Raw genomic sequence first — 22318 nt, 5'->3', positions numbered from 1 at the left:
CGAAATAAACTTTGGGCTATGGTGAAGCACTTCCATAGCTGTCGTCAAATATTTACTTAGCTCTGTGATTTACCGCACATTTTTATCCCTTTTCCCTACCGGTTTTGCCCACCTGAAGCGCTGATTAACTGCTGTTTGAAGCGCTGCGCGGCGTGGCTCTGTTCACGATGTTTTGACCAGACCAGCCACATCTCGGAAACGGCATCCTCTTCGGCGATGGGAACCCAGCGCATTTCTCGCAGTTGTACCCGTTTAAAGGAGGCCGGAAGAATAGAGACCCCCAGTCCGGCGGCGACCAGCCCTATAATGGTCATCGCCTCGCCCACCTCCTGGGTGATAACCGGAGCAAGATCGTAGCGACGCATCAGTCCCAGAATGTCGTCATACAGGCCCGTTCCGACCTGAGGATCAAAAAAGACAAAGGGTTCTTTTGCCAGCTCTGCGAGCGATACCGCCGGACGCGAGGCCAGCGGGTGGTCAAGGGGGATCATAGCCATCAGGGGTTCATGCAGAATCACCTGCCACGCCAGCGTGTCCGGCAGCTGCGTATTCCGCATCAACCCCAAATCCAGTGCGCCTTCATTCAGCGGTGCAATTTGCTCGCGGGTATTAATTTCGCGCGTCTGAATATGCACATCCGGGAAATGGCGGCGGAATGAGGAAAGCGTCTGGGAGACGGCGCTGATAAAGGGCGCGGACGACGTAAACCCGATTCGCAGCTCACCGGCTTCTCCGAGGTAAAGCCGCTCTGCACGGGCGGCGGCGTCATCAACCATGCTCAGGATTTGTCGGCTGTCGGTCAGAAACTGCTTACCCGCCGCCGTCAGGCTCACGCTGCGGTTGGTGCGGGCCAGAAGGCGCGCGCCCACCTGCTGTTCGAGGATTTGAATCTGCTGGCTTAACGGGGGCTGAGAGATATTCAGCCGTGCCGCCGCGCGGCCAAAATGCAGCTCCTCAGCAACGGCGACAAAATAGCGAAGATGACGCAGTTCGATATTCATATTTTTAAAGTATCATTTGAGATTATTAATATATTAGACAGAATATTTACATTTTCCTACCCTGATCGTGTGGTCATACCCGTCACCCGAAATCACGGGGATGTTTAAGCAAGGAAACTGTGTGAGTCGTACAACCTCCATTGATATCTCTCCGGCCAGCGATATCAATGATTTACCCGTAGCATCGCAGCCGGTTCAGTTCATTAAACGTGGTACTCCCCAATTTATGCGCGTTACCCTGGCGCTCTTTTCGGCCGGTCTGGCCACGTTTGCCCTGCTCTATTGCGTTCAGCCGATCCTCCCCGTTCTCTCCCATGAGTTTGGCGTATCGCCCGCCAGCAGCAGCGTTTCGCTCTCGATTTCAACCGCGATGCTGGCAATTGGCCTGCTCTTTACCGGCCCTTTGTCCGACGCCATTGGCCGTAAACCGGTGATGGTCACTGCCCTGATGCTGGCCTCGGTCTGTACGTTGCTCTCGACCATGATGACCAGCTGGCACGGCATTCTGGTGATGCGCGCGCTGATCGGGCTGTCGCTCAGCGGCGTGGCCGCGGTCGGGATGACCTATCTCAGCGAAGAGATCCATCCGAGCTTCGTTGCCTTTTCGATGGGGTTGTACATCAGCGGGAATTCAATTGGCGGCATGAGTGGGCGTCTGCTGAGCGGGGTCTTTACGGACTTCTTTAGCTGGCGTATTGCGCTGGCGGTTATCGGGTGTTTCGCGCTGGCATCTGCACTGATGTTCTGGAAAATCCTGCCGGAATCACGCCATTTCCGCCCGATTTCTCTGCGCCCGAAAACGCTGTTTATTAACTTCCGTTTGCACTGGCGTGATAAAGGGTTGCCGCGCCTGTTCCTGATGGGCTTCCTGCTGATGGGGTCATTCGTCACGTTGTTTAACTATATTGGCTATCGCCTGATGCTTTCGCCGTGGCATCTGAATCAGGCCATGGTCGGTTTGCTTTCTGTGGCTTATCTCACCGGCACGTGGAGTTCGCCAAAAGCCGGGGCGATGACCGCACGCTTCGGCCGCGGGCCGGTCATGCTGGTCTTCACAGCGGTAATGCTGCTCGGCCTGCTGTTGACGCTCTTCTCCTCACTGTGGCTGATTTTTGCCGGGATGCTGCTCTTCTCCGCCGGGTTCTTCGCCGCGCACTCGGTCGCCAGCAGCTGGATTGGCCCGCGCGCGCGTCGAGCCAAAGGACAGGCATCGTCGCTGTACCTGTTTAGCTATTACCTGGGATCCAGCATCGCCGGGACGCTGGGGGGCGTGTTCTGGCATCACTACGGCTGGAACGGCGTGGGCGGGTTTATCGCCCTGATGCTTTGTGCCGCGCTGCTGGTGGGGGCAAGTCTTCATCAACGGTTGAGATAATAAACGTGCGGGCTGATGTCCGGTAAGACGTACGAGCGACCTAAACGGCACCAGCGTACTGGTGCCGTTTATCGTTCAGGAATCCCAGGCCTGCTCTATCTTACCGGCTTCAAACTGCGGAGGCGGTTTTCGGAAACGGCGCGTTAGCCATGTCAGGTAAAGGATCCCCAGTGCCGCCCAGATGAGGCCAAGCGTCAGGGACGTCGCTTCGAGGTTTATCCACAGCACGCCGACCGTTACCGCCCCAATAAGCGGCAGCAGGAGATAGTGGAAACGATCTTTCCACGTTTTGTTTAGCCCCTTACGTCGCCAGAAATGGTTGTACACCGAGAGGTTAACAAACGTAAACGCCACCAGTGCGCCAAAGTTGATCAGCGCCGTTGCGGTCACGAGGTCAAAGTACAGCGCCGACAGGGCCACTATCCCCACCATAATGACGTTCAGGGCCGGGGTACGCCATTTCGGATGCACATAACCAAACACCCGCTCCGGAAAGACGTTGTCACGCCCCATCACATACAATAACCGCGAGACGCTGGCGTGCGAGGCCAGACCCGAAGCCAGCGTATTGACAAAGGTGGTACATAAAAACACCGACTGGAAGAGCTTACCGCCCACGTACAGTGCGATTTCCGGCAGCGCGGCATCCGGGTTCTTGAAGCGCGCGATGGTCGGGAAAAAGAGCTGCATGAAGAACGAGGCAACAATGAATATCAGCCCGCCGTACAGCGCGGTCAGGAAAATGGCTTTGGGAATGACCCGTGCCGCGTTTGGCGTCTCTTCCGATAGCGTGGTAACCGCATCAAAACCGAGGAAAGAGAAGCAGACGATGGTCGCGCCGGTAATAATAGGGATCAGATGTGCGTTCTCGCTGATAAACGGCTGCAGCGACCAGACGGTGCCGACCCCTTCTCCCTTGTGCAAGCCATGCACCACGAGGATGACAAACACTACCATAATCGCGACCTGCACCAGCACAAACAGGGTATTAAAGTTGGCGACCAGGTTAACACTCTTCAGATTCGCCAGCGTCAGGATCGTCACAAACCCCACCACCCAGACCCACGGCGGGACCTCAGGGAACATCGCGGAAAGGTAGATCTTCGCCAGCAGCACGTTGATCATCGGCAGGAAGAGATAGTCCAGCAACGATGACCAGCCGACCATAAAGCCCACGTGGGGTCCAATCGATTTCTGCGTGTAGGTATACGCGGAGCCCGCTTCCGGGAACTGCCGTACCAGTTTACCGTAGCTGATGGCGGTAAACATGACGCCAGCCAGCGCCAGGAGATACGAGGCGGGCACGTGGCCGTTGCTGATACCGGACACAATACCGAAGGTATCAAACACGGTCATGGGGGTGAGGTAAGCCAGCCCCATCATCACCACCTGCCAAAGCTTAAGAGAACTGCGCAGTCGGGTTCTGCCGGCCATGCCCGGCGCGTCAAGAGACGTGTTAGTCGCCATACACCGTCCCCCCCATGCTTACCGTGGTTTGCAATCGCGTTGACCTTAACGCAAACCTGCTTAGCAAAGGGGGAAGTTGTGAAGAACAAACGCGACCGTACCAGCGCACCGTCTCTGGCTCGCATTCACCATGGAAGCCTGACTGGCCCCCTTCGCCCTGCGGATAGTTGAACATCTGCATCATTTCCTACCTCGTCACACAGTGTCGTTAAGAAAGTCCCTGTGCCGCCTGCGCTCCATAACGCGACTCCCGGGAGATAGCTGGCGTGCCAGCGAACAGTTCGGCCAGGCTCCGCGCAGGCCGTATGGTGATACGTATGAGATGAAACAAAGCGGCCCCTTACCGGGGCGCGTTATCAGGCGTTTTTCAGCATCCACTCGATTTCTGTTTCGGTAATCAGGCGTTCAAACTGCAGTAATTCATCATTTTTGCAGGCGTGATACACGTGGCAGAAACGCTCGCCCAGCCGCTCGCGAAGGCGATCGTTTTGCATAAACTCCCACAGCGCATCACTCTGACGAATCGGGAACGGCAGTCCGTCCTGCTCCAGACCATTGCCTTCAACCTCTTCCTGCAGCGGTAAATCGTTATCCAGCCCGTGCAGAATGCCGGCAAAAATCGCCGCCATCACCAGATACGGATTCGCGTCTGCCCCTGCCACCCGGTATTCGACACGATGGTTATGGCGATCGCCGCAGGGAATACGCAGGGCAACCGTGCGGTTGTTGTGTCCCCACGACGCCTGCGTCGGCACATACATTCCCGGCTGGAAACGGCGGTACGAGTTGACGTTCGGTGCCAGCAGCGCCATGGACGCTGGCATCAAATCGATCATCCCGGCCAGCGCGCGTTTCAGCAGCGCGGAATCCTCGCCGCTGGCGTCCGCGAGCACGTTTTCGCCTCTGTTGTTTTGCATACTGATGTGGATATGCATCCCGCTGCCCGCATGCTCTTCATACGGCTTCGCCATAAACGTGGCGTGCATCTTATGTTTTTCTGCCATCTGCCTGACGAGACGTTTTAGCGCCAGCGCATCATCACAGGCATCCAGCACGTTTTCCGTATGGTGCAGATTAATTTCAAACTGACCCGGCGAGGCCTCAGCCACTGCGCCATCGGCGGGGATCAACTGCAGCTGCGCCAGCTCATCAATATCGTTCAGCACGTCAGCAAAGTGGTTAAGATTATCAACAGAGTAGACCTGGCTTTGCGTGTTACGCACGTCGGTGCCCGGCGCGCAGGGTGGCTGCAGATAGCCGTCGGCATCGCGATTCCGATCAAGTAAATAGAACTCCAGCTCTACCGCTACCACGGGGAACAGACCGCGCTGGCGCAACTGCTGCCAGAGCCGGTTGAGTACGTTCCGCGGCTCAACGTCAAAGGGAGCGCCATCTTCATCGACCATGGTGAGCTGCACCTGACCAATGTATTCCGGGTCCGCCGCGGACGGTGTCAGGGTGCCCGGCACCGGCACACAAACACAGTCAGGCTCGCCGAGCTCCTGCCCCAGGCCCGCTTCTTCCACCACGTTACCCAGAATATCCATGGCGAACACCGACGCCGGGAAATAGCAGCCTTTTTCGAGTTTGTTCAGTCCGGCAACCGGAATACGTTTACCGCGAAAACAGCCGTTCAAATCGGTCAGGAGGACATCAATAAACTGGGTGTTCGGATACTGTTCTAAATAGCGCTTCACCTCCTGCGTAAAGGCGCTGCCCCGCCTCTCATCCGTGTAGTGAACAAAGTTCTCAACTTCTACGATATTGGTTTCCATGATTTACCACCGTTTTTGGGATTTGCGTTCGCTGCTCAGGACTGTCAAATATAATGTCCACCCTATCGAATCTGTATGCAAATAAATTGTTTGTCAAATGTTAAATTAAGTTTGCAAAAGGCAGATCTCGTTGCTAGATTGAGAAAATATTGAACGAAAAGGCCGTTTTACAGGTGAAACTGGCCTAAATTTAGTCCACTTTGTGAGGGCGATCATGGAAAATATAATGAACAAGCCAGTCATTGGCGTGGTGATGTGCAGAAACAGGCTTAAGGGTCATGAGACCCAGACCCTGCAAGAAAAGTACCTGAATGCCATTATCAATGCGGGGGGCTTACCTATTGCCTTACCGCATGCGCTGGCAGAGCCAGAGTTGCTTACCACTCTGCTGCCAACCCTGGACGGGATTTACCTGCCGGGCAGCCCAAGTAACGTGCAGCCGCACCTTTATGGTGAAAACGGCGATGAGCCTGACGCCGATCCCGGGCGTGATCTTCTGAGTATGGCGCTGATTGCCGCCGCGCTCGAAAGGCGCATCCCCATTTTCGCCATCTGCCGGGGGCTGCAGGAACTGGTTGTTGCGACGGGAGGGACGCTGTATCGTCGCCTGTTCGAGCAGAATGACCTGCTTGAGCACCGGGAAGATCCTGAACTGCCGGTTGAGCTACAATACGCCCCGTCTCATGAAGTTCAGGTTCAGGAGGGAGGACTGCTGTCTCAATTAATACCAGGCTGTAACACATTTTGGGTAAACTCGTTACACGGGCAAGGTGCACGAACGTTAGGACCACGGCTTCGCGTGGAGGCCCGCTCGACGGACGGGCTGGTTGAAGCGGTCAGCGTGCATGACCATCCTTTTGCCCTCGGCGTGCAATGGCACCCCGAATGGAACAGCAGCGAGTACGCCCTGTCACGTATGTTGTTTGAAGGTTTTATCACCGCCTGTCAAAGCCACATTGCCGAGAAGCAACGACTTTGACCACTACCGTAAAGGAAATGCAACTATGAGCGATGACGGACTGGCGCCAGGGAAACGTCTGTCTGAGATCCGCCAGCAACTGGGTCTCTCGCAGCGGCGTGCCGCCGAACTGTCTGGGTTAACACACAGTGCCATCAGCACCATCGAGCAGGATAAAGTCAGTCCTGCCATCAGTACGCTTCAGAAGCTGCTGAAAGTCTATGGGCTGTCGCTCTCGGAATTCTTTTCGGAACCGGAAAAACCTGATGAACCGCAGGTGGTTATTAATCAGGAAGACCTTATCGAAATAGGCAGTCAGGGGGTTTCGATGAAGCTGGTTCACAACGGAAATCCGAACCGTACGCTGGCGATGATTTTTGAAACTTACCAGCCTGGAACCACGACCGGAGAGAGGATCAAACATCAGGGTGAGGAGATTGGTACGATACTGGAAGGTGAAATTGTGCTGACCATTAATGGCCAGCCTTATCACCTGGTTGCGGGGCAAAGCTATGCCATTAATACCGGCATACCGCACAGCTTCAGCAATACCTCGGCAGGCATCTGCCGCATTATCAGTGCCCACACCCCCACCACGTTCTGATGACCACTCAGCCCCGGCGTAAAGACTTACGCCGGGGCAAATAAAAACGATCAATGTCGGCATTTTACGGGTTAATCCCCGGGATGCCTCACGGCTTCGTATTGCCTGAAACGGCCATGCCTTTATTTATCTGATTGCGAAAGAAAGGAGTGAATATGCATTTTCAGCACCTGACTTACTGGCAGGATAAAGCAAAAAACAGTGCCATTGAGACCCGGTTATTTATTAACGGTGCCTATTGTGACGCCGCCGATAAGGCCACGTTTGAAACCGTCAACCCCGCTACCCGGCAGACGCTGGCGAATGTGGCCCGGGGCAAGCAGACGGACGTAGACCTCGCGGTTCAGGCTGCGCGTGAGGTATTTGACCGTGGCGACTGGTCGCAGGCGTCACCGGCGCAGCGCAAATACGTTCTCAATAAGTTCGCCGATTTGATAGAACGCCACGGCGAAGAGCTGGCCTTACTGGAAACCCTGGACACCGGTAAACCCATCCGCCACAGCCTACGCGACGATATTCCCGGCGCGGCGCGCGCCATTCGCTGGTACGCCGAAGCGGCGGATAAAGTCTACGGCGAAGTGGCGCCTACGGGGCCGGACGAGCTGGCGATGATTGTGCGCGAGCCGATCGGGGTTGTCGCCGCCATCGTTCCCTGGAACTTCCCGCTGCTGCTGGCCTGCTGGAAGCTGGGCCCGGCGCTGATCGCGGGCAATAGCGTGGTATTGAAACCGTCCGAAAAATCGCCTCTCACCGCCCTTCGGCTGGCCGGGCTGGCGAAAGAGGCGGGCCTGCCGGACGGCGTGCTGAATGTGATAAGCGGTTACGGCCACGAGGCGGGCCAGGCACTGGCCCTGCATCCGGACGTTGAGGTGCTGACGTTTACCGGCTCTACCCGTACCGGCAAGCAGCTGTTGAAGGACGCAGGCGAAAGCAACATGAAGCGCGTCTGGCTGGAGGCTGGCGGCAAGAGCGCCAACATTGTCTTTGCCGACTGTCCGGACCTGGACAAGGCCGTGAGCGCGACCGCCGCCGGGATTTTTTATAACCAGGGGCAAGTGTGTATCGCCGGGACCCGCCTGCTGCTTGAGGAGAGCATCGCCGATGACTTTCTGGCAAAGCTGAAAGTGCAGGCCCGCCACTGGCAGCCGGGCGATCCGCTCGATCCCGACAGCACGATGGGAATGCTCATCGACGCCGCGCACGCCGATACCGTTCACACGTTTATTCGCGAGGGCGCCCGGAAAGGTACGCTGCTGCTGGACGGGCGGGCACAATCCTGGCCTTCTGCGGTAGGTCCAACCATTTTTGTCGACATCGACCCTGCCTCCCCGCTGTGCCGGGAAGAGATTTTCGGGCCTGTTCTGGTCGTCACCCGTTTTAAAGCCGAAGAGGAAGCCTTAACGCTGGCCAACGACAGTGAATATGGGCTTGGCGCGGCGGTATGGACACGCGACCTCTCCCGCGCGCACCGCATGAGCCGTCGCCTGAAAGCAGGCTCGGTCTTCGTCAATAACTATAACGACGGGGATATGACCGTACCGTTTGGTGGCTATAAGCAGAGCGGCAACGGCCGCGATAAGTCTCTGCACGCGCTGGAAAAATTTACCGAACTGAAAACCATCTGGATTGCCCTGGAGCCTCAATCATGACCGAACATACCACCAGCTATTATGCGGCCAGCGCGAACGCTTACGAACCATTCCCGACGCTTAGCGAATCAATCAGCTGTGACGTGTGCGTGGTAGGCGGCGGCTATACCGGCCTCTCCTCCGCACTGCATCTCGCTGAAATGGGCTACGACGTGGTGCTCCTTGAAGGGGCGCGCATCGGCTTCGGTGCCAGCGGACGCAACGGCGGCCAGCTGGTTAACTCCTACAGCCGCGATATCGACGTGATTGAGAAAAACTATGGCCCCGATGCTGCCAAAGTCCTCGGGAGCATGATGTTTGAAGGCGGGGAAATCATCCGGGAGCGTATTCAGCGCTATCAGATCCAATGCGACTATCGTCCCGGCGGGCTGTTTGTTGCCCTGAACCATAAGCAGCTGGAGACGCTGGAAGAGCAAAAAGCCAACTGGGAACGCTACGGCAACACGCAGCTGGAGTTGCTGGATGCCAGCGCGATCCGCCGGGAAGTCGACAGCGAACGCTATACCGGCGCGCTGCTGGACCGCAGCGGGGGACATATTCATCCGCTCAACCTGGCGATCGGCGAAGCGGACGCCATTCGCCTTAACGGCGGGCGGGTGTATGAACAATCCCCGGTGACCGCCATTCAGCACACCAGCCCGGCCGTGGTAAGCACGCAGCATGGTCAGGTGACGGCCCGCTATGTGATCGTCGCCGGAAATGCCTATCTGGGCGATAAGGTCGAACCAGAACTGGCAAAACGCAGCATGCCCTGCGGCACCCAGGTGGTGACCACCGCCCCGCTGTCGGAAGAGGTCGTCCGCACGCTGATCCCCAATAACTACTGTGTTGAAGATTGCAACTACCTGCTGGACTACTACCGTCTCACCGCCGACAACCGCCTGCTGTACGGCGGTGGCGTAGTCTATGGCGCGCGCGATCCGGACGATGTCGAGCGTCTGGTGATGCCAAAGCTGTTGAAAACCTTCCCTCAGCTGGCAGGGGTCAAAATCGACTACCGCTGGACGGGCAACTTCCTGCTAACCCTGTCGCGCATGCCGCAGTTTGGTCGTCTGGATAAAAACATCTACTACATGCAGGGCTACAGCGGCCACGGCGTGACCTGCACCCACCTGGCCGGACGGCTGATTTCGGAACTGCTGCGCGGTGACGCAGAGCGCTTTGATGCGTTTGCCAACCTCCCGCACTACCCCTTCCCGGGCGGTCGCAGCCTGCGGATTCCATTTACGGCGATGGGCGCGGCGTATTACAGCCTGCGCGATCGTCTTGGCGTTTGATCATTTCGACAAAAGGGTATCTGACATGAGTAACCAGGAATTTCATCAGCGCAGACTTTCGGCCACCCCGCGCGGCGTAGGCGTAATGTGTAATTTCTTTGCCCGCACGGCGGAGAATGCCACGCTTACCGACGTGGAAGGCAATGACTATATTGATTTCGCCGCCGGGATCGCGGTACTGAATACCGGCCATCGTCATCCTGAAATGGTGGCCGCAGTGGAAAAACAGCTGCACCAGTTCACCCACACGGCCTACCAGATTGTGCCATATGAAAGCTACGTTTCCCTGGCCGAAAAACTTAACGAGCTGGCCCCGGTACAGGGCCCGGCTAAAACCGCGTTCTTCACGACGGGCGCGGAAGCGGTGGAAAATGCCATTAAAATCGCCCGGGCCCACACCGGCAGGCCTGGCGTGATTGCCTTTGGGGGAGGTTTTCACGGCCGAACCTATATGACCATGGCGTTAACCGGCAAGGTCGCGCCTTATAAGCTGGGATTTGGCCCCTTCCCCGGGTCGGTTTATCACGTACCGTATCCCTCCGGGCTGCACGGCATCACGACGCAGGATGCCATCACGGCGATTGAGCGCCTGTTCAAAGCAGATATTGAGGCGAAACAGGTAGCGGCGATTATTTTTGAACCCATTCAGGGTGAAGGCGGATTCAACGTCGCGCCGCCAGAGCTGGTGGCCGCCATCCGCCGCATCTGTGATGAGCACGGGATCGTGATGATTGCCGATGAAGTGCAGAGCGGTTTCGCCCGTACCGGTAAGCTGTTTGCCATGGACCACTACGCTGACAAGCCTGACCTGATGACGATGGCCAAAAGCCTAGCTGGCGGAATGCCGCTGTCCGGCGTGGTGGGCCGCGCTGAGATCATGGATGCACCAGCCCCCGGTGGACTCGGGGGAACCTATGCAGGCAATCCGCTTGCGGTGGCCGCCGCGCACGCGGTGCTGAATATTATCGACAACGAGTCACTGTGCGCGCGCGCCTGTCACCTGGGCGATCGATTGAGCGCCACGCTGGAGGAGATTCAGGGTACCTTCCCTGCGCTCGTGGCGATAAGAGGAAGAGGGTCGATGATTGCGGCAGAGTTTTTTGATCCCGAGAGCCGTGAACCGTCGGCCGCCATCGCGCAGGAGATTCAGCAAAAGGCACTTTCCCGGGGCCTGCTGTTACTGATCTGCGGCCAGTACGGAAACGTGATCCGCTTCCTTTATCCGTTGACCATTCCGGATGCCCAGTTCACCCAGGCGCTGGCGATCCTGCAACAGGTTATGCGTGAAAAGGCATAAGTGCCCACTGAGAACCGTCTCCCGGACTTCCGGAAGACGGTTTCCACGGAGGAAATGTTGGGGAATTTGGCCTGTTTCATTGTATGCTCCCTGAAACACATCCCTGGCAAGAGGAAATTAGAATTGCAAAATCCATCCGCCTATCAGTCACTTGTGAAAACCTTCCAGCGCCTCTCCCGCTTCTCGCATCTCTCCTCCATCGCCAGCTGGGACATGTTTACCATGATGCCGCCCGGCGGCAGTGCCGCGCGCGGTGAAGCGCTGGCGGAAATGAGCGTCCTGCAGCACCAGCTCCTTACCGATAAAAGAGTGGGCGAATGGCTGACCGCAGCGGCAGAGGAAGATCTGAATGACGTCGAACAGGCTAACCTGCGTGAAATGACGCGCCACTACCAGCAGGCGACCCTGCTGCCGGAATCGCTGGTTGAAGCCAAATCGCTGGCGGGCAGCAAGTGTGAGCACGCCTGGCGTACTCAGCGCCCCGCTAACGACTGGCAGGGTTTTTCCGCCAATCTAAAAGACGTCGTCAAACTCAGCCGTGAAGAAGCCCGTCTTCGCGCCGAGGCCAAAGGCTGTACCCCGTACGATGCCCTGCTGGATATTTTCGAACCGGACATGACCAGCGCGCGCCTGGACGTGCTGTTTGGTGATATGAAAACCTGGCTTCCGGACCTGCTGGCGAACGTGGTGGAAAAACAGGCTCAGCGGTCGTTCGTCCCGCCACAAGGCCCTTTCCCGACGGCTACCCAGCGTGAACTCGGACTGGAAGCCATGAAGATGCTCGGCTTCGATTTTAACAGCGGTCGTCTGGACGTCAGTGCCCACCCGTTCTGCGGCGGCGTGCCGGAAGATGTGCGTATCACCACGCGCTATGACGAGGACGAGCTGCTCAGCGCGCTGTTTGGCGTGATCCACGAAACCGGACACGCGCGCTACGAGCAAAACCTGCCGCGAGCCTGGGCAGGACAACCCGTGGCGCTGGCGCGTTCAACCGCCATCCACGAATCTCAGAGCCTGTTTTTTGAAATGCAGCTGGGACGCAGCGAGGCTTTCCTGAAGCATCTGCTCCCTGCCGTTCACGCCCGCTTTGGTAGCCAGGCCGCCTTCAGCGAAGATAACTTTATCGCCTGGAACCAGCGCGTGAAGCCAGGTTACATCCGCGTTGATGCAGACGAAGTGAGCTACCCGGCCCACGTGGTGCTGCGCTATGAAATTGAGCGTGCGCTGATTAACGGCGAGATCGAGGTGGACGATATTCCCGCCCTGTGGGATGAAAAAATGCAGGCCTGGCTCGGGTTATCAACCAAAGACAACTATCGCAACGGCTGTATGCAGGATATCCACTGGACCGACGGTGGGTTTGGTTATTTCCCGTCATACACGCTGGGCGCTATGTATGCTGCACAGTTGTTCCATGCCGCAAAAACCGCCCTGCCGGGACTACAGGCCTCTATCGCCGAGGGCGATTTTTCGGCGCTGTTTGAGTGGCTGCGTCAGAACATCTGGCAGCATGGCAGCCGCTTCAGCACGTCGCAATTAATCACCCAGGCAACGGGCGAAGATCTGAATATCCGCTACTTCCGCGAACATCTCACCTCGCGCTATTTGTAATAACAACGCCGGGGAGTCTCCCCCGGCGTTGTACATATGGTTACACGCCGATACCAATCACTCACGGAAACCTCGAATTTACAGGGATATAGTTATTTCAACGGCCCCGCAGTGGGGTTAAATGAAAAACCAAATTCGAGGGTATGAACATGAAAAAAGTATTAGCTCTGGTTGTTGCCGCTGCTATGGGTCTGTCTTCTGCTGCGTTTGCTGCTGAAACCACTGCTGCACCAGCGGCCGCTGCGCCAACTGCAACGACCACTGCTGCGCCAGCAAAAACTGTACATCATAAAAAACACCACAAAGCCGCTAAACCTGCTGCAGAGCAGAAAGCGCAGGCCGCTAAAAAGCACCACAAAAAAGCCGCTAAACCTGCTGTAGAGCAGAAAGCCCAGGCCGCTAAAAAGCACCATAAAAAAGCCGCTAAACCTGCTGTAGAGCAGAAAGCCCAGGCCGCTAAAAAGCATCACAAAAAAGCAGTAAAACACGAAGCTGCTAAACCAGCTGCTCAGCCAGCTGCGTAAGGTACAAGCTTAACCGTGTCCTTCGGGGCACGTTGGTAAACCGGCGCTGAACCGGAAAAGGTTCTGCGCCGTTTTTTTATCCGGAGGGCGTATGCTGCGACGCTATCGGTTTGAGCTCATTCTGTTCCTGCTTATTTTATGCGCGCTCATCGCAAGCCATTTTTATCTTTCCTGATTGTAGCACGCTGATTTTACTCCCACTTTCGTGCTGTCCCGTCTATAGTATTTTCATAGGGTTCACTTTTAATAATCATAATTACCCCCACCAGAGTGTGATATGCGTAAATCTGTTGTGTTGTTGCTGGGAACGTTTGGTCTTTTTTCTGGATTTTCACAGGCGGATGATGGCGGCGATGACGCCATTAGCGCGAAAGAGCTTAAGACGCTTTTTTTCGGTCATGACGATCGTACTCGCGTCACCGACCCAACCCAGGCCCCCTGGGATGCTATTGGACAACTGGAAACCGCCAGCGGCAATCTGTGCACCGCGACGTTGATCACCCCGCAATTAGCCCTAACGGCAGGCCACTGCCTGTTGACGCCCCCTAACGGAAAGCCAGACAAAGCGGTAGCCTTACGGTTTGTGTCGCAAAAAGGTGTCTGGCGCTATGAAATCCACGGCATCGAAGGCCGGGTTGATCCTTCTCTGGGTAAACGACTGAAACCGGATGGTGATGGCTGGATAGTGCCGCCCGCGGCAGCGTCATGGGATTTTGGCCTGATCATTCTGCGCTACCCGCCTTCAGGCATTACGCCACTGCCGTTATTCGACGGAGATAAAGCGGCGCTCACCGCCGCGCTGAAAGCCGCCGACCGTAAGGTCACGCAGTCAGGCTACCCGGTCGATCATCTGGATGCGCTTTACACCCATACCGACTGTGTTGTAACGGGCTGGGCACAAACCAGCGTGCTGTCGCACCAGTGCGATACGTTACCGGGTGACAGTGGTTCGCCCTTGATGCTGAAAACCGATAACGGCTGGCAATTGATTGGTGTTCAAAGCTCCGCTCCGGCGGCGAAAGACCGATGGCGAGCCGATAACCGGGCCTTATCCGTCACCGGTTTTCGCGATAAGCTGGAAGCGCTGGCTCAAGAGTAAGCCAGCGCGGCTGCGGGAGAAAAAGGGGTAACGGGTTATCAGGCGAGTTTTATCATGACCATACCCGCCAGCAGCAATATCAGTCCTATCCAGCCTTTGTTATTTAACCGCTGGCCGAACAGTACCCAACCGGCGGCAAGGGTGGCGGCGATACCAAAACCGCCCCACAGCGCATAGGCCACCGAAAGATCGATACCTTTGACCGCCTGCGACAGGGCGCTGAACGCCCCCAGAACCGCGGCTATCGACATCAGGCCATAGACTTTACGACGAAAACCGTCGGAGAATTTCAGCAGAACGTTGGCGAAAATTTCCAGCACGATGGCGAAACCCAGCCAGGCCGCATGAACCCATTCAAACTGTTGCATGGTTCTGCTCCTTCTGCTGTTTGGTCGGTTTACGGGTACCTGATTTAATCAGCACAATACCCGCGACCAGCGTCGTTAACCCGGCGACTTTCATTGTTGTTAATGTTTCATCAAATATCAGGACGCTGAAGAGTGTAATCAATAAAATACCGATCCCTTCCCACAGCGCATACGCCACACCCAGCGCAATTTTTTTCACCGCAAATGAGAGGAAAATATAGGAAAGTGAAATCATCACCAGCATTAAAATAAAACCGGTATTGCCATCGCTGACGCTCGCCCACTTCATCGACAGCGTGCCGGTAATCTCAGCGATAATAGCCAGAGCGAGTAAAATCCAGTAAAACATGTTTTTCTCCTGCTTGAGAATATAATCCATCGTGGCCCGCCGCATGCGGCAAACCAAAAAAAATATGAAATTAAATCAGACAGCTAAGCGCGTAGCGCCAGCTCAGGCAGAAGAGATAACTATAGGGCGGTGCGCCAGTGTTGCTCACCAGCAACCAGGCAGAAGGAGGTGAAAAATACAGCGGTGTTGTTTGAAGAATACGTCCTGAACACATTGTCCATAAAATTACAATTATCCGCGTTGTTGCTTCTCGTCTTTGCGGATGAAAATTGTCCTCGGTAGTTAAACACGCTAAATTTGTACCATAAGCCAGGATTTTACTCAAAGTCTTTGCAATTCTTTACCCACACCGTTTGATTTTGGTTAGTTTATTGCAACGCGTTTCACCTTTATTATAAATAAAAAGCGTATTTCGGAGTCACCATGGCTAAACCCATTATTACCCTGAACGGGTTAAAAATTGTCATCATGCTGGGCATGCTGGTGATCATACTGACGGGCGTGCGATTTGCAGCCGACATCATCGTGCCCTTTATTCTGGCGCTGTTTATTGCGGTGATCCTTAACCCGCTGGTACGGCGCATGACGCGGCTACGCATCCCGCGCGTGCTGGCGATTACCCTGCTCATCAGCGTGATTATTGTTGCCATGGTATTACTGGTTGCCTATCTCGGCACCTCGCTGAATGAACTGGCGCGCACGTTACCGAAGTACCGATCGTCGCTGGCGATACCGCTGCTGCAGCTTGAACCCTGGCTGCAACGCGCAGGTATTGAAGTCTCGGTTGAGGAACTCCTTAAATATATCGACCCCAATGCGGCCATGACGATCGTCACCAGCCTGCTGGCGCAGCTTTCGAATGCCATGACCTCCATTTTCCTGCTGTTTTTAACGGTGGTGTTTATGCTGCTGGAGGTGCCTCAACTGCCGGCAAAGCTGCAGCAGATAATGGTCCGTCCGGTTGAGGGCATGGGGGCGATTCAACGCGCGCTGGACAGCGTCTCACGCTATCTGGTGCTGAAAACCGCCATTAGCCTGGTTACGGGTGGTGTCGTCTGGGTGATGCTGCTGGCGCTGGACGTCCGCTTCGCGTTCGTCTGGGGATTACTGGCCTTCGCGCTCAACTACATTCCCAACATCGGTTCCGTGCTGGCAGCGATCCCCCCTATCCTTCAGGTGCTGGTTTTCAGCGGGCTGTATGATGCGCTGGTTCTGCTGGCCGGATATCTGGCCATTAACCTGCTGTTCGGCAATATTCTTGAGCCACGGATGATGGGACGCGGGCTGGGGCTATCCACATTGGTCGTCTTTTTGTCTTTGATTTTCTGGGGTTGGCTGCTCGGTCCCGTCGGTATGCTGCTCTCCGTTCCGCTGACCATCATTGTGAAGATTGGTCTGGAACAGACCGAGGGCGGACAAAGCATCGCCGTGCTGCTGAGCGATATGAGCCAGAAATAGCGCTGACAGGAGGAATGTATAGATCCTCCTGTCTTCGCGATAAGCGCCCGAATAGTTACAAATGAAGATTCACGCCACGTGCGGCGACGGGGCTTATCCCAGCGCGTCGACTACTCGCGCCAGCCCATTGCCGGTGCGACATGTTTGAGAATGGACTCAATCACATGCGCATTGTAATCCACACCGAGCTGGTTCGGTACGGTCAACAGTAACGTATCCGCTTCAGCAATCGCCTCGTCTTTTTTCAGCTGTTCGATAAGCTTGTTCGGCTCCGCGGCATAGCTGCGTCCGAAGATCGCGCGCGTTTTCTCGTCAAGATACCCCACGCTATCGCTGTCGTTGCGGCTGGCACCGAAGTACATCCGGTCACGGTCGTCCATCAGGGCAAAAATACTGCGGCTGACCGACACGCGCGGCTCACGCGTATGCCCTGCCTCTTTCCACGCCTGGCGGTACGCGCGGATCTGTTTTGCCTGCTGAATATGGAACGGCTCACCGGTTTCATCGTCTTTCAGCGTAGAACTTTGCAGATTCATGCCGAGCTTAGCGGCCCATACTGCGGTCGCATTCGAACCGGCGCCCCACCAGATACGCTCGCGCAGCCCTTCGGAATAGGGTTCCAGTCGCAGCAGCCCCGGTGGATTAGGAAACATCGGCTGTGGATTCGGCTTTGCAAATCCTTCGCCGCGCAGAACCTCAAGCAGCACCTCGGTATGACGGCGTGCCATATCTGATTCGTTTTCCCCTTCCTGCGGGACATAGCCGAAATGACGCCAGCCATCAATGACCTGCTCCGGGGAGCCCCGGCTGATGCCAAGCTGCAAACGACCGCCGGAAATCAGATCCGCCGCACCGGCATCCTCGGCCATGTACATCGGGTTTTCATAGCGCATATCAATCACGCCGGTACCGATCTCGATGGTTTTCGTTTTGGCCCCAATTGCGGCCAGCAGAGGGAACGGAGAGCTCAGCTGACGAGCAAAGTGGTGCACGCGAAAATAGGCGCCGTCCGCCCCCAGCTCTTCGGCTGCTACGGCCAGGTCGATGGACTGCAGCAGGGTGTCTGCTGCCGAGCGCGTGCCGGACTGCGGAGAAGGCGTCCAGTGACCAAACGATAAAAAGCCGATCTTTTTCATAATCCTGTGTCCTGATAATGCGTTGCGTTCTCCCTACTGTACGCATTACCTGTGGAGAATAAATGGCGTTTCTTTAACGGAATGATTCAAATAAATTGATTGAATTTTTTTCAGGTCCGTCGGGTGAAAAACGGCTGGTTATCGGTTTGATTTAACGTTACATCTCTATATCAGGACTTTTACATCGGACAGAAAATGAAAAGACGCTATGTTGTTGCGGATGTTTTTACTGATACTCCGTTTCTGGGTAACCCTGTTGCCGTCGTACTCGATGCTCAAGGCATGAACAAAGCACAAATGCAGCAGGTCGCCGTTGAATTTGGCTACAGCGAAACCACGTTCGTTTTGCCGCCAGACAATCCTTCCCATACAGCACGCGTGCGAATCTTTACGCCCTCGCGCGAGATCCCCTTCGCCGGGCACCCGAATGTTGGAACGGCTTACGTGCTTGCCCATTACGCCGCGATGAATCATCAGCGCCTGCCTGATACGCTACACTTCGAGGAAATAGCCGGTGTGGTGCCCGTTCGCCTGTTGCGCGACAACGATACGGTCACTGGCGCAGAACTCCTGGTGCCTGAGGCACTCTCGTGCCGCTCTGAAGTCAGCCCGGAAAGCGTGGCTGCCTGCTTATCCCTGAACACGGAAGATATCCGTACCGAGGTACATAGGCCTGTGGTCGCGTCGGTAGGTCTGCCCTTTCTGATAGCCGAGCTGGCTTCTCGTGAGGCGCTTCGTCGATGCGTGCCGAATTTACAGGGTTTTCGCGCGACCTTACCGCTGGATGGCGCCGTTTCCCTCTATGCCTACACCCTGGATACGAATGCTGATGAACCTCATGATGTGCAGGCCCGCATGTTTACTCCCCGCATGACAGAAGATCCTGCCACAGGCAGCGCGACTGCCGCTGCGACAGCGCTGCTGGCGTTGCACCGCAATAAAACGACGCTTAATCTTAACGTCAGTCAGGGCGTTGATATGGGACGAGCAAGCGTGCTGTTCGCGGGATACGATGCCTCGTCGGGAGAGGCGGTGGTTCGCGTTGGCGGAAATTGCGTGATGACGCTTGAAGGCACATTCTCGCTCTAGCGGAGGAAGGTCCTGTACATTTACCGTGCCTGATGGGATATATTGGCACACTATTTTTATCACAGGTAAAACCAGCAATGGCTCTGATCCCCAAAAACTACGCGAGACTTGAAAGTGGCTATCGCGAAAAAGCGTTAAAAATCTATCCCTGGGTATGCGGACGCTGCTCGCGCGAGTTTGTCTATTCCAATCTGCGCGAACTGACGGTTCACCATATCGATCACGACCATACCAACAACCCGGAAGATGGCAGTAACTGGGAGCTGTTGTGCCTGTTTTGCCACGATCACGAACATTCGAAATACACCGAAGCGGATCAGTACGGTACCACCGTGGTCGCCGGGGAAGACGCGCAAAAAGACGTGGGCGTCGCCACGTTTAACCCGTTTGCCGATTTAAAAGCGATGATGAACAAGAAGAAGTAATGCTTCAACCGCGGTGCGGGAGGCTCAGGGGGCACAGGCCCCCTTCTGCTTTACGCCGCGATCAACGCAAAACGCTCTTTCAGAATACGGGGGATGTCGTCCTCCGCCAGCTGCCGGGTTTCCGTGCCCTTCGCCGTAATGATTTTCAGCATATTCCCCAGTAAAATCTCGCGTCCCTCCGGTCGATGCTGCACCACCACACGCTTCTGCACAAAAATGGCATCCGGGTGCGTGGAGTTAAGGTAGTTGGCCGGAACGAAATCAATCCACTCCTGTGGGGTGAGATCAAAGCCGTACTGACGGGCCCATTCTCCCGCCACCTTCGCCTGAAGCAGATATTCGCCCTCAGCGCTGCGGCTAAGCCGGAACGTGTCAAAATCCTGTGCGATATCAACATCAAGCGTGTCCAGAGCCATTGGCGCACGAATGCCATAGCTGCCAAACCCGAGGTCGCAAAGCCACTGTCGGCTCTCCACCTCAGCAATTAACGCCATATGGGTTTTTGGCCGCCGTACGGGGTAGAACATCGGGCGTGCCGCCACAAAACGGTAAGGAATACCTAACGCCTCCAGCGCCATGGCAAACAGCCCGTTCACCTCATAGCAGTAGCCGCCGCGCCCCGGTGTTAACAGCTTATCGGCAATATCGTCAGGTGCCAGCGAGACAATTTTCCCCGCCTGTACATCCAGATTTTCAAACGGGATTGCAAAAAGCTGATGACGCATAAGCGCATGCAGGGTACCCGTATCGGCAGCCGCGGGGCCAGTGTAGTTTATGCGTTTGAAATACGTGGAAATATCAAAATTATCGCTGTGCATAATGCCTCCTTGTCCTGAACATGTCGGACACTATAGATGGCGTGCATTATTGGCTGTATAGTCAGTTTTATCGAAAATTAGCCTGAACAGATACCATGTCTGCCCCATCCCCGTCCTCTCCTCACTATCGCCGTATTGCGGATATGCTGCGTCTTACAATTACGTCTGGCGCGTTGCGAGCCGGTGACAAGATCATCTCCGCGCGTAAACTGGCCGAACGCGAGCATGTCAGTCTTCCGACGGCGCTTGAAGCGCTGCGCTGCCTTGAGGCCGAGGGGCTGATTGTTGCACGTCCGCGTTCAGGTTATTACATCCACCAGACAAGCCTTCCGCAGCCTGTGGAGCCTTCTCGTTCTCCGCCAGGCCCGGTTCCCGTCACCCTGTCGGCCATGGCCCGGTCGCTGTTCAGCAGTTCAGAAGCCCGTCTGGTGCCTCTGGGTGCAGCCCTGCCCGATCCTGCGTGGCTGCCGGGCGAGACGCTACAGCGGGCGCTGCACTCCGCGGGCCGACGTCTGGATGCGCACGGTCAGAGCTATAGCCTGCCGCCGGGAAGGCGTGATTTGCGAAGCAAGATTGCCGCGCGTTCTGCACAGTGGGGAGCCCGTTTCAGCGCGGATGACCTTATTATCACCGCAGGTGCGACGCAGGCGTTGCGTCTTGCGCTACGAGCCGTGTGCCAGCCCGGTGATGTGGTGGCGATTGAGCAGCCAGCCTACTTTGGTACGCTCCTGCTGCTGGAGGATTTGGGTCTGAAGGCCTTATCGATCCCCACCGATCCTGTTGAGGGCCTGCTGCTGGAACCGCTGGCGGACGCCATTCGGTGCCACCGCCCGGCCGCCGTTCTGGCCTCCCCTACGGTGCAAAACCCTTTGGGCGCCAGTATGCCCGTCACGCGTAAGCAGGAACTCGTTGCCCTGCTTGACGCGGCAGATATTCCTCTCATTGAAGATGATGTTTACGGCGATCTTGTCGGCGAGGGGCAACGTCCCCCAGCCTGTAAAGCGTTCGACCAGAGTGGAAATGTCATTTATTGCAGCTCCCTGTCTAAAACGCTTGCGCCCGGCTGGCGAATCGGCTGGATTGCCGCCGGGCGCTACTTTCCGCAGGTTTTACAGGCCCGCATGGCCGGAGACTGGGCAGGTGCTCCGCTGCTGGAAGCCGCAACGAGCGAAGTCCTGGCGAGCGGCGATTACGATCGTCATCTGCGGCGGCTCAAGCGTCGCGTTGCGGAGGGAATAGACGCCGTCGTGGCGCGGGTCGAGGCAAGTTTTCCTCCCGGCACGCGTGTTAACGCGCCCGCCGCGGGTTACTTGCTGTGGGTAGAACTTCCTTTGCAGGTCAACGCGCTGGAGGTACATCGTCGCGCGCTGGCGCTGGGTATTGGCGTCAGCCCCGGCCCGCTGTTTTCCCCTGCCGCAGAGCTGTCTCACTTTTTGCGGCTAAACTGCGCAAACGAACCGACGCCCCGCCTGCTGAATGCCGTGGAGCGGATTGGGGCGCTGTGTTATGAACTGGCGGATGCGCGGCCGTGACGGTCTGCGGTCCTTTTTCACAAATTGAGGATTGCGCGCTCTTTAACGACAGCGTCAGGATTGGCTCTTTTTATCGCGGCCAGAAAAGCCGTGAAGTTATGATTCCAGAGGGTGAGATTGTTATAAAACTGCACCTGCTTTTCATTAGCACCGTCACGGTAAATAACAATCCAGACCCGTCGGCTATTTATCTCGATATTCCCCGGCCCGATTTTAATGATAGTAGCCAGCGCAATCTTACGGGTGGCGTTGTTTTTAACTTCATATAAAAACTGGTCATCATAAAACCATGTTTTACCTGCATTCCCGCCAAAAATTGAGGGGTTAGCAGATATCTTTTTCATCCCGTTATGATCTGAAATAAGGCGCTTTGCCTGGCGAATACGTCTGACAGCAAATCTTAACAGGATGAAAAGCGCAATGAGGGGCAGCGCGACTGATATCATTTTTAGGCTCTCGTACATATCCCTGCCCCGTCATACATTCTTATTAACGCCGTGAGTATA

The 22318-nt window shown here is 56.0% G+C and carries 21 protein-coding genes; 13 read left to right on the top strand and 8 right to left on the bottom strand.

Annotated features, from left to right (window positions below; all coding sequences use genetic code 11):
- Positions 1 to 95: 95 nt before the first annotated feature.
- A complete protein-coding gene (locus AAER43_RS10375) occupies positions 96 to 1001 on the bottom strand; it encodes a LysR family transcriptional regulator (RefSeq protein WP_014883633.1) in 906 nt (301 codons plus the stop codon).
- 121 nt (positions 1002 to 1122) lie between these two features.
- Here AAER43_RS10375 and AAER43_RS10370 point away from each other — a divergent pair, with 121 nt between their 5' ends.
- Positions 1123 to 2376, top strand: a complete 1254-nt coding sequence (locus tag AAER43_RS10370) for an MFS transporter (RefSeq protein WP_023337217.1) — start codon at positions 1123 to 1125, stop codon at positions 2374 to 2376.
- Between the two features lie 75 nt (positions 2377 to 2451).
- Here AAER43_RS10370 and AAER43_RS10365 read toward each other — a convergent pair whose 3' ends face one another.
- Positions 2452 to 3843: an APC family permease gene (locus AAER43_RS10365; protein WP_032636736.1), complete on the bottom strand. Its 1392-nt coding sequence runs from the start codon at positions 3841 to 3843 to the stop codon at positions 2452 to 2454.
- 356 nt (positions 3844 to 4199) lie between these two features.
- Positions 4200 to 5618, bottom strand: a complete 1419-nt coding sequence (locus tag AAER43_RS10360; RefSeq protein ID WP_032636739.1) for a glutamine synthetase family protein — start codon at positions 5616 to 5618, stop codon at positions 4200 to 4202.
- 226 nt (positions 5619 to 5844) lie between these two features.
- Here AAER43_RS10360 and puuD point away from each other — a divergent pair, with 226 nt between their 5' ends.
- From puuD to AAER43_RS10320, 8 genes are all read left to right on the top strand, one after another.
- Positions 5845 to 6597: a gamma-glutamyl-gamma-aminobutyrate hydrolase gene (gene puuD, locus AAER43_RS10355; protein WP_196238017.1), complete on the top strand. Its 753-nt coding sequence runs from the start codon at positions 5845 to 5847 to the stop codon at positions 6595 to 6597.
- Between the two features lie 25 nt (positions 6598 to 6622).
- On the top strand, positions 6623 to 7180 hold the full coding sequence (puuR, locus tag AAER43_RS10350) for an HTH-type transcriptional regulator PuuR (protein ID WP_013096835.1): 558 nt from the start codon (positions 6623 to 6625) through the stop codon (positions 7178 to 7180).
- A 155-nt stretch (positions 7181 to 7335) separates the two neighbouring features.
- Positions 7336 to 8829, top strand: coding sequence for an aldehyde dehydrogenase PuuC (puuC, locus tag AAER43_RS10345; protein WP_050862159.1), 1494 nt, complete (start codon positions 7336 to 7338; stop codon positions 8827 to 8829).
- The gene (locus AAER43_RS10340; protein ID WP_050862158.1) at positions 8826 to 10106 is read left to right on the top strand and encodes an FAD-binding oxidoreductase; all 1281 of its coding nucleotides are present in this window, start codon (positions 8826 to 8828) and stop codon (positions 10104 to 10106) included. The genes puuC and AAER43_RS10340 overlap by 4 nt, the downstream gene beginning before the upstream one ends.
- Before the next feature lie 25 nt (positions 10107 to 10131).
- Positions 10132 to 11403: a 4-aminobutyrate transaminase gene (gene puuE, locus AAER43_RS10335; protein ID WP_050862157.1), complete on the top strand. Its 1272-nt coding sequence runs from the start codon at positions 10132 to 10134 to the stop codon at positions 11401 to 11403.
- 123 nt (positions 11404 to 11526) lie between these two features.
- Positions 11527 to 13014: a carboxypeptidase M32 gene (locus tag AAER43_RS10330; RefSeq protein WP_050862156.1), complete on the top strand. Its 1488-nt coding sequence runs from the start codon at positions 11527 to 11529 to the stop codon at positions 13012 to 13014.
- Between the two features lie 149 nt (positions 13015 to 13163).
- A complete protein-coding gene (gene asr, locus AAER43_RS10325) occupies positions 13164 to 13538 on the top strand; it encodes an acid resistance repetitive basic protein Asr (protein WP_014883624.1) in 375 nt (124 codons plus the stop codon).
- Between the two features lie 277 nt (positions 13539 to 13815).
- Positions 13816 to 14637: a serine protease gene (locus AAER43_RS10320; protein WP_014883623.1), complete on the top strand. Its 822-nt coding sequence runs from the start codon at positions 13816 to 13818 to the stop codon at positions 14635 to 14637.
- 38 nt (positions 14638 to 14675) lie between these two features.
- Here AAER43_RS10320 and mdtI read toward each other — a convergent pair whose 3' ends face one another.
- Together mdtI and mdtJ are read right to left on the bottom strand one after the other, a co-directional pair.
- Positions 14676 to 15005, bottom strand: a complete 330-nt coding sequence (gene mdtI, locus AAER43_RS10315; RefSeq protein ID WP_014883622.1) for a multidrug/spermidine efflux SMR transporter subunit MdtI — start codon at positions 15003 to 15005, stop codon at positions 14676 to 14678.
- Positions 14992 to 15354 (bottom strand): multidrug/spermidine efflux SMR transporter subunit MdtJ, encoded by a 363-nt coding sequence (gene mdtJ / locus AAER43_RS10310; RefSeq protein ID WP_014883621.1) that lies wholly within the window; start codon positions 15352 to 15354, stop codon positions 14992 to 14994. The genes mdtI and mdtJ overlap by 14 nt, the downstream gene beginning before the upstream one ends.
- Positions 15355 to 15777: 423 nt before the next feature.
- On the opposite strand from mdtJ, the gene AAER43_RS10305 reads away from it, so the two are divergent.
- Complete coding sequence (locus tag AAER43_RS10305; RefSeq protein WP_014883620.1) at positions 15778 to 16812, top strand: AI-2E family transporter; 1035 nt, start codon at positions 15778 to 15780, stop codon at positions 16810 to 16812.
- Positions 16813 to 16922: 110 nt separating this feature from the next.
- Here the strand turns inward: AAER43_RS10305 and AAER43_RS10300 are convergent, their stop codons facing one another.
- Positions 16923 to 17948, bottom strand: coding sequence for an LLM class flavin-dependent oxidoreductase (locus tag AAER43_RS10300; RefSeq protein ID WP_057057698.1), 1026 nt, complete (start codon positions 17946 to 17948; stop codon positions 16923 to 16925).
- A gap of 195 nt (positions 17949 to 18143) precedes the next feature.
- Here AAER43_RS10300 and AAER43_RS10295 point away from each other — a divergent pair, with 195 nt between their 5' ends.
- Both AAER43_RS10295 and yajD read left to right on the top strand, forming a co-directional pair.
- Complete coding sequence (locus AAER43_RS10295) at positions 18144 to 19037, top strand: PhzF family phenazine biosynthesis protein (protein WP_014883618.1); 894 nt, start codon at positions 18144 to 18146, stop codon at positions 19035 to 19037.
- 77 nt (positions 19038 to 19114) lie between these two features.
- Positions 19115 to 19462, top strand: coding sequence for an HNH nuclease YajD (gene yajD, locus AAER43_RS10290; protein ID WP_006808895.1), 348 nt, complete (start codon positions 19115 to 19117; stop codon positions 19460 to 19462).
- 50 nt (positions 19463 to 19512) lie between these two features.
- Here the strand turns inward: yajD and AAER43_RS10285 are convergent, their stop codons facing one another.
- Positions 19513 to 20280, bottom strand: coding sequence for an arylamine N-acetyltransferase (locus AAER43_RS10285; RefSeq protein ID WP_050862153.1), 768 nt, complete (start codon positions 20278 to 20280; stop codon positions 19513 to 19515).
- Positions 20281 to 20375: 95 nt separating this feature from the next.
- Between AAER43_RS10285 and AAER43_RS10280 the strand changes: the two genes are divergently transcribed.
- A complete protein-coding gene (locus AAER43_RS10280; protein WP_045134986.1) occupies positions 20376 to 21812 on the top strand; it encodes a PLP-dependent aminotransferase family protein in 1437 nt (478 codons plus the stop codon).
- 17 nt (positions 21813 to 21829) lie between these two features.
- Here AAER43_RS10280 and AAER43_RS10275 read toward each other — a convergent pair whose 3' ends face one another.
- Positions 21830 to 22276: a hypothetical protein gene (locus AAER43_RS10275; protein WP_050862152.1), complete on the bottom strand. Its 447-nt coding sequence runs from the start codon at positions 22274 to 22276 to the stop codon at positions 21830 to 21832.
- Positions 22277 to 22318 lie beyond the last annotated feature (42 nt).

The sequence above is a fragment of the Enterobacter sp. FUJ80071 genome (genome assembly GCF_038739915.1).
In the GTDB taxonomy this organism is placed as follows: Bacteria; Pseudomonadota; Gammaproteobacteria; order Enterobacterales; family Enterobacteriaceae; genus Enterobacter; species Enterobacter kobei.
Note: the sequence above shows the minus strand (reverse complement) of the source record. Positions and strands in the feature narration are given on the sequence as shown.

Coding starts and splice junctions, on each gene's coding strand:
- asr (WP_014883624.1), top strand. CDS start 13,164: ATGAAAAAAGTATTAGCTCTGGTTGTTGCCGCTGCTATGGGTCTGTCT.
- AAER43_RS10375 (WP_014883633.1), bottom strand. CDS start 1,001: ATGAATATCGAACTGCGTCATCTTCGCTATTTTGTCGCCGTTGCTGAG.
- AAER43_RS10340 (WP_050862158.1), top strand. CDS start 8,826: ATGACCGAACATACCACCAGCTATTATGCGGCCAGCGCGAACGCTTAC.
- AAER43_RS10305 (WP_014883620.1), top strand. CDS start 15,778: ATGGCTAAACCCATTATTACCCTGAACGGGTTAAAAATTGTCATCATG.
- AAER43_RS10275 (WP_050862152.1), bottom strand. CDS start 22,276: ATGTACGAGAGCCTAAAAATGATATCAGTCGCGCTGCCCCTCATTGCG.
- AAER43_RS10320 (WP_014883623.1), top strand. CDS start 13,816: ATGCGTAAATCTGTTGTGTTGTTGCTGGGAACGTTTGGTCTTTTTTCT.
- AAER43_RS10285 (WP_050862153.1), bottom strand. CDS start 20,280: ATGCACAGCGATAATTTTGATATTTCCACGTATTTCAAACGCATAAAC.
- puuR (WP_013096835.1), top strand. CDS start 6,623: ATGAGCGATGACGGACTGGCGCCAGGGAAACGTCTGTCTGAGATCCGC.
- AAER43_RS10365 (WP_032636736.1), bottom strand. CDS start 3,843: ATGGCGACTAACACGTCTCTTGACGCGCCGGGCATGGCCGGCAGAACC.
- puuD (WP_196238017.1), top strand. CDS start 5,845: ATGAACAAGCCAGTCATTGGCGTGGTGATGTGCAGAAACAGGCTTAAG.
- AAER43_RS10300 (WP_057057698.1), bottom strand. CDS start 17,948: ATGAAAAAGATCGGCTTTTTATCGTTTGGTCACTGGACGCCTTCTCCG.
- AAER43_RS10280 (WP_045134986.1), top strand. CDS start 20,376: ATGTCTGCCCCATCCCCGTCCTCTCCTCACTATCGCCGTATTGCGGAT.
- mdtJ (WP_014883621.1), bottom strand. CDS start 15,354: ATGTTTTACTGGATTTTACTCGCTCTGGCTATTATCGCTGAGATTACC.
- AAER43_RS10295 (WP_014883618.1), top strand. CDS start 18,144: ATGAAAAGACGCTATGTTGTTGCGGATGTTTTTACTGATACTCCGTTT.
- AAER43_RS10360 (WP_032636739.1), bottom strand. CDS start 5,618: ATGGAAACCAATATCGTAGAAGTTGAGAACTTTGTTCACTACACGGAT.
- mdtI (WP_014883622.1), bottom strand. CDS start 15,005: ATGCAACAGTTTGAATGGGTTCATGCGGCCTGGCTGGGTTTCGCCATC.
- puuE (WP_050862157.1), top strand. CDS start 10,132: ATGAGTAACCAGGAATTTCATCAGCGCAGACTTTCGGCCACCCCGCGC.
- yajD (WP_006808895.1), top strand. CDS start 19,115: ATGGCTCTGATCCCCAAAAACTACGCGAGACTTGAAAGTGGCTATCGC.
- puuC (WP_050862159.1), top strand. CDS start 7,336: ATGCATTTTCAGCACCTGACTTACTGGCAGGATAAAGCAAAAAACAGT.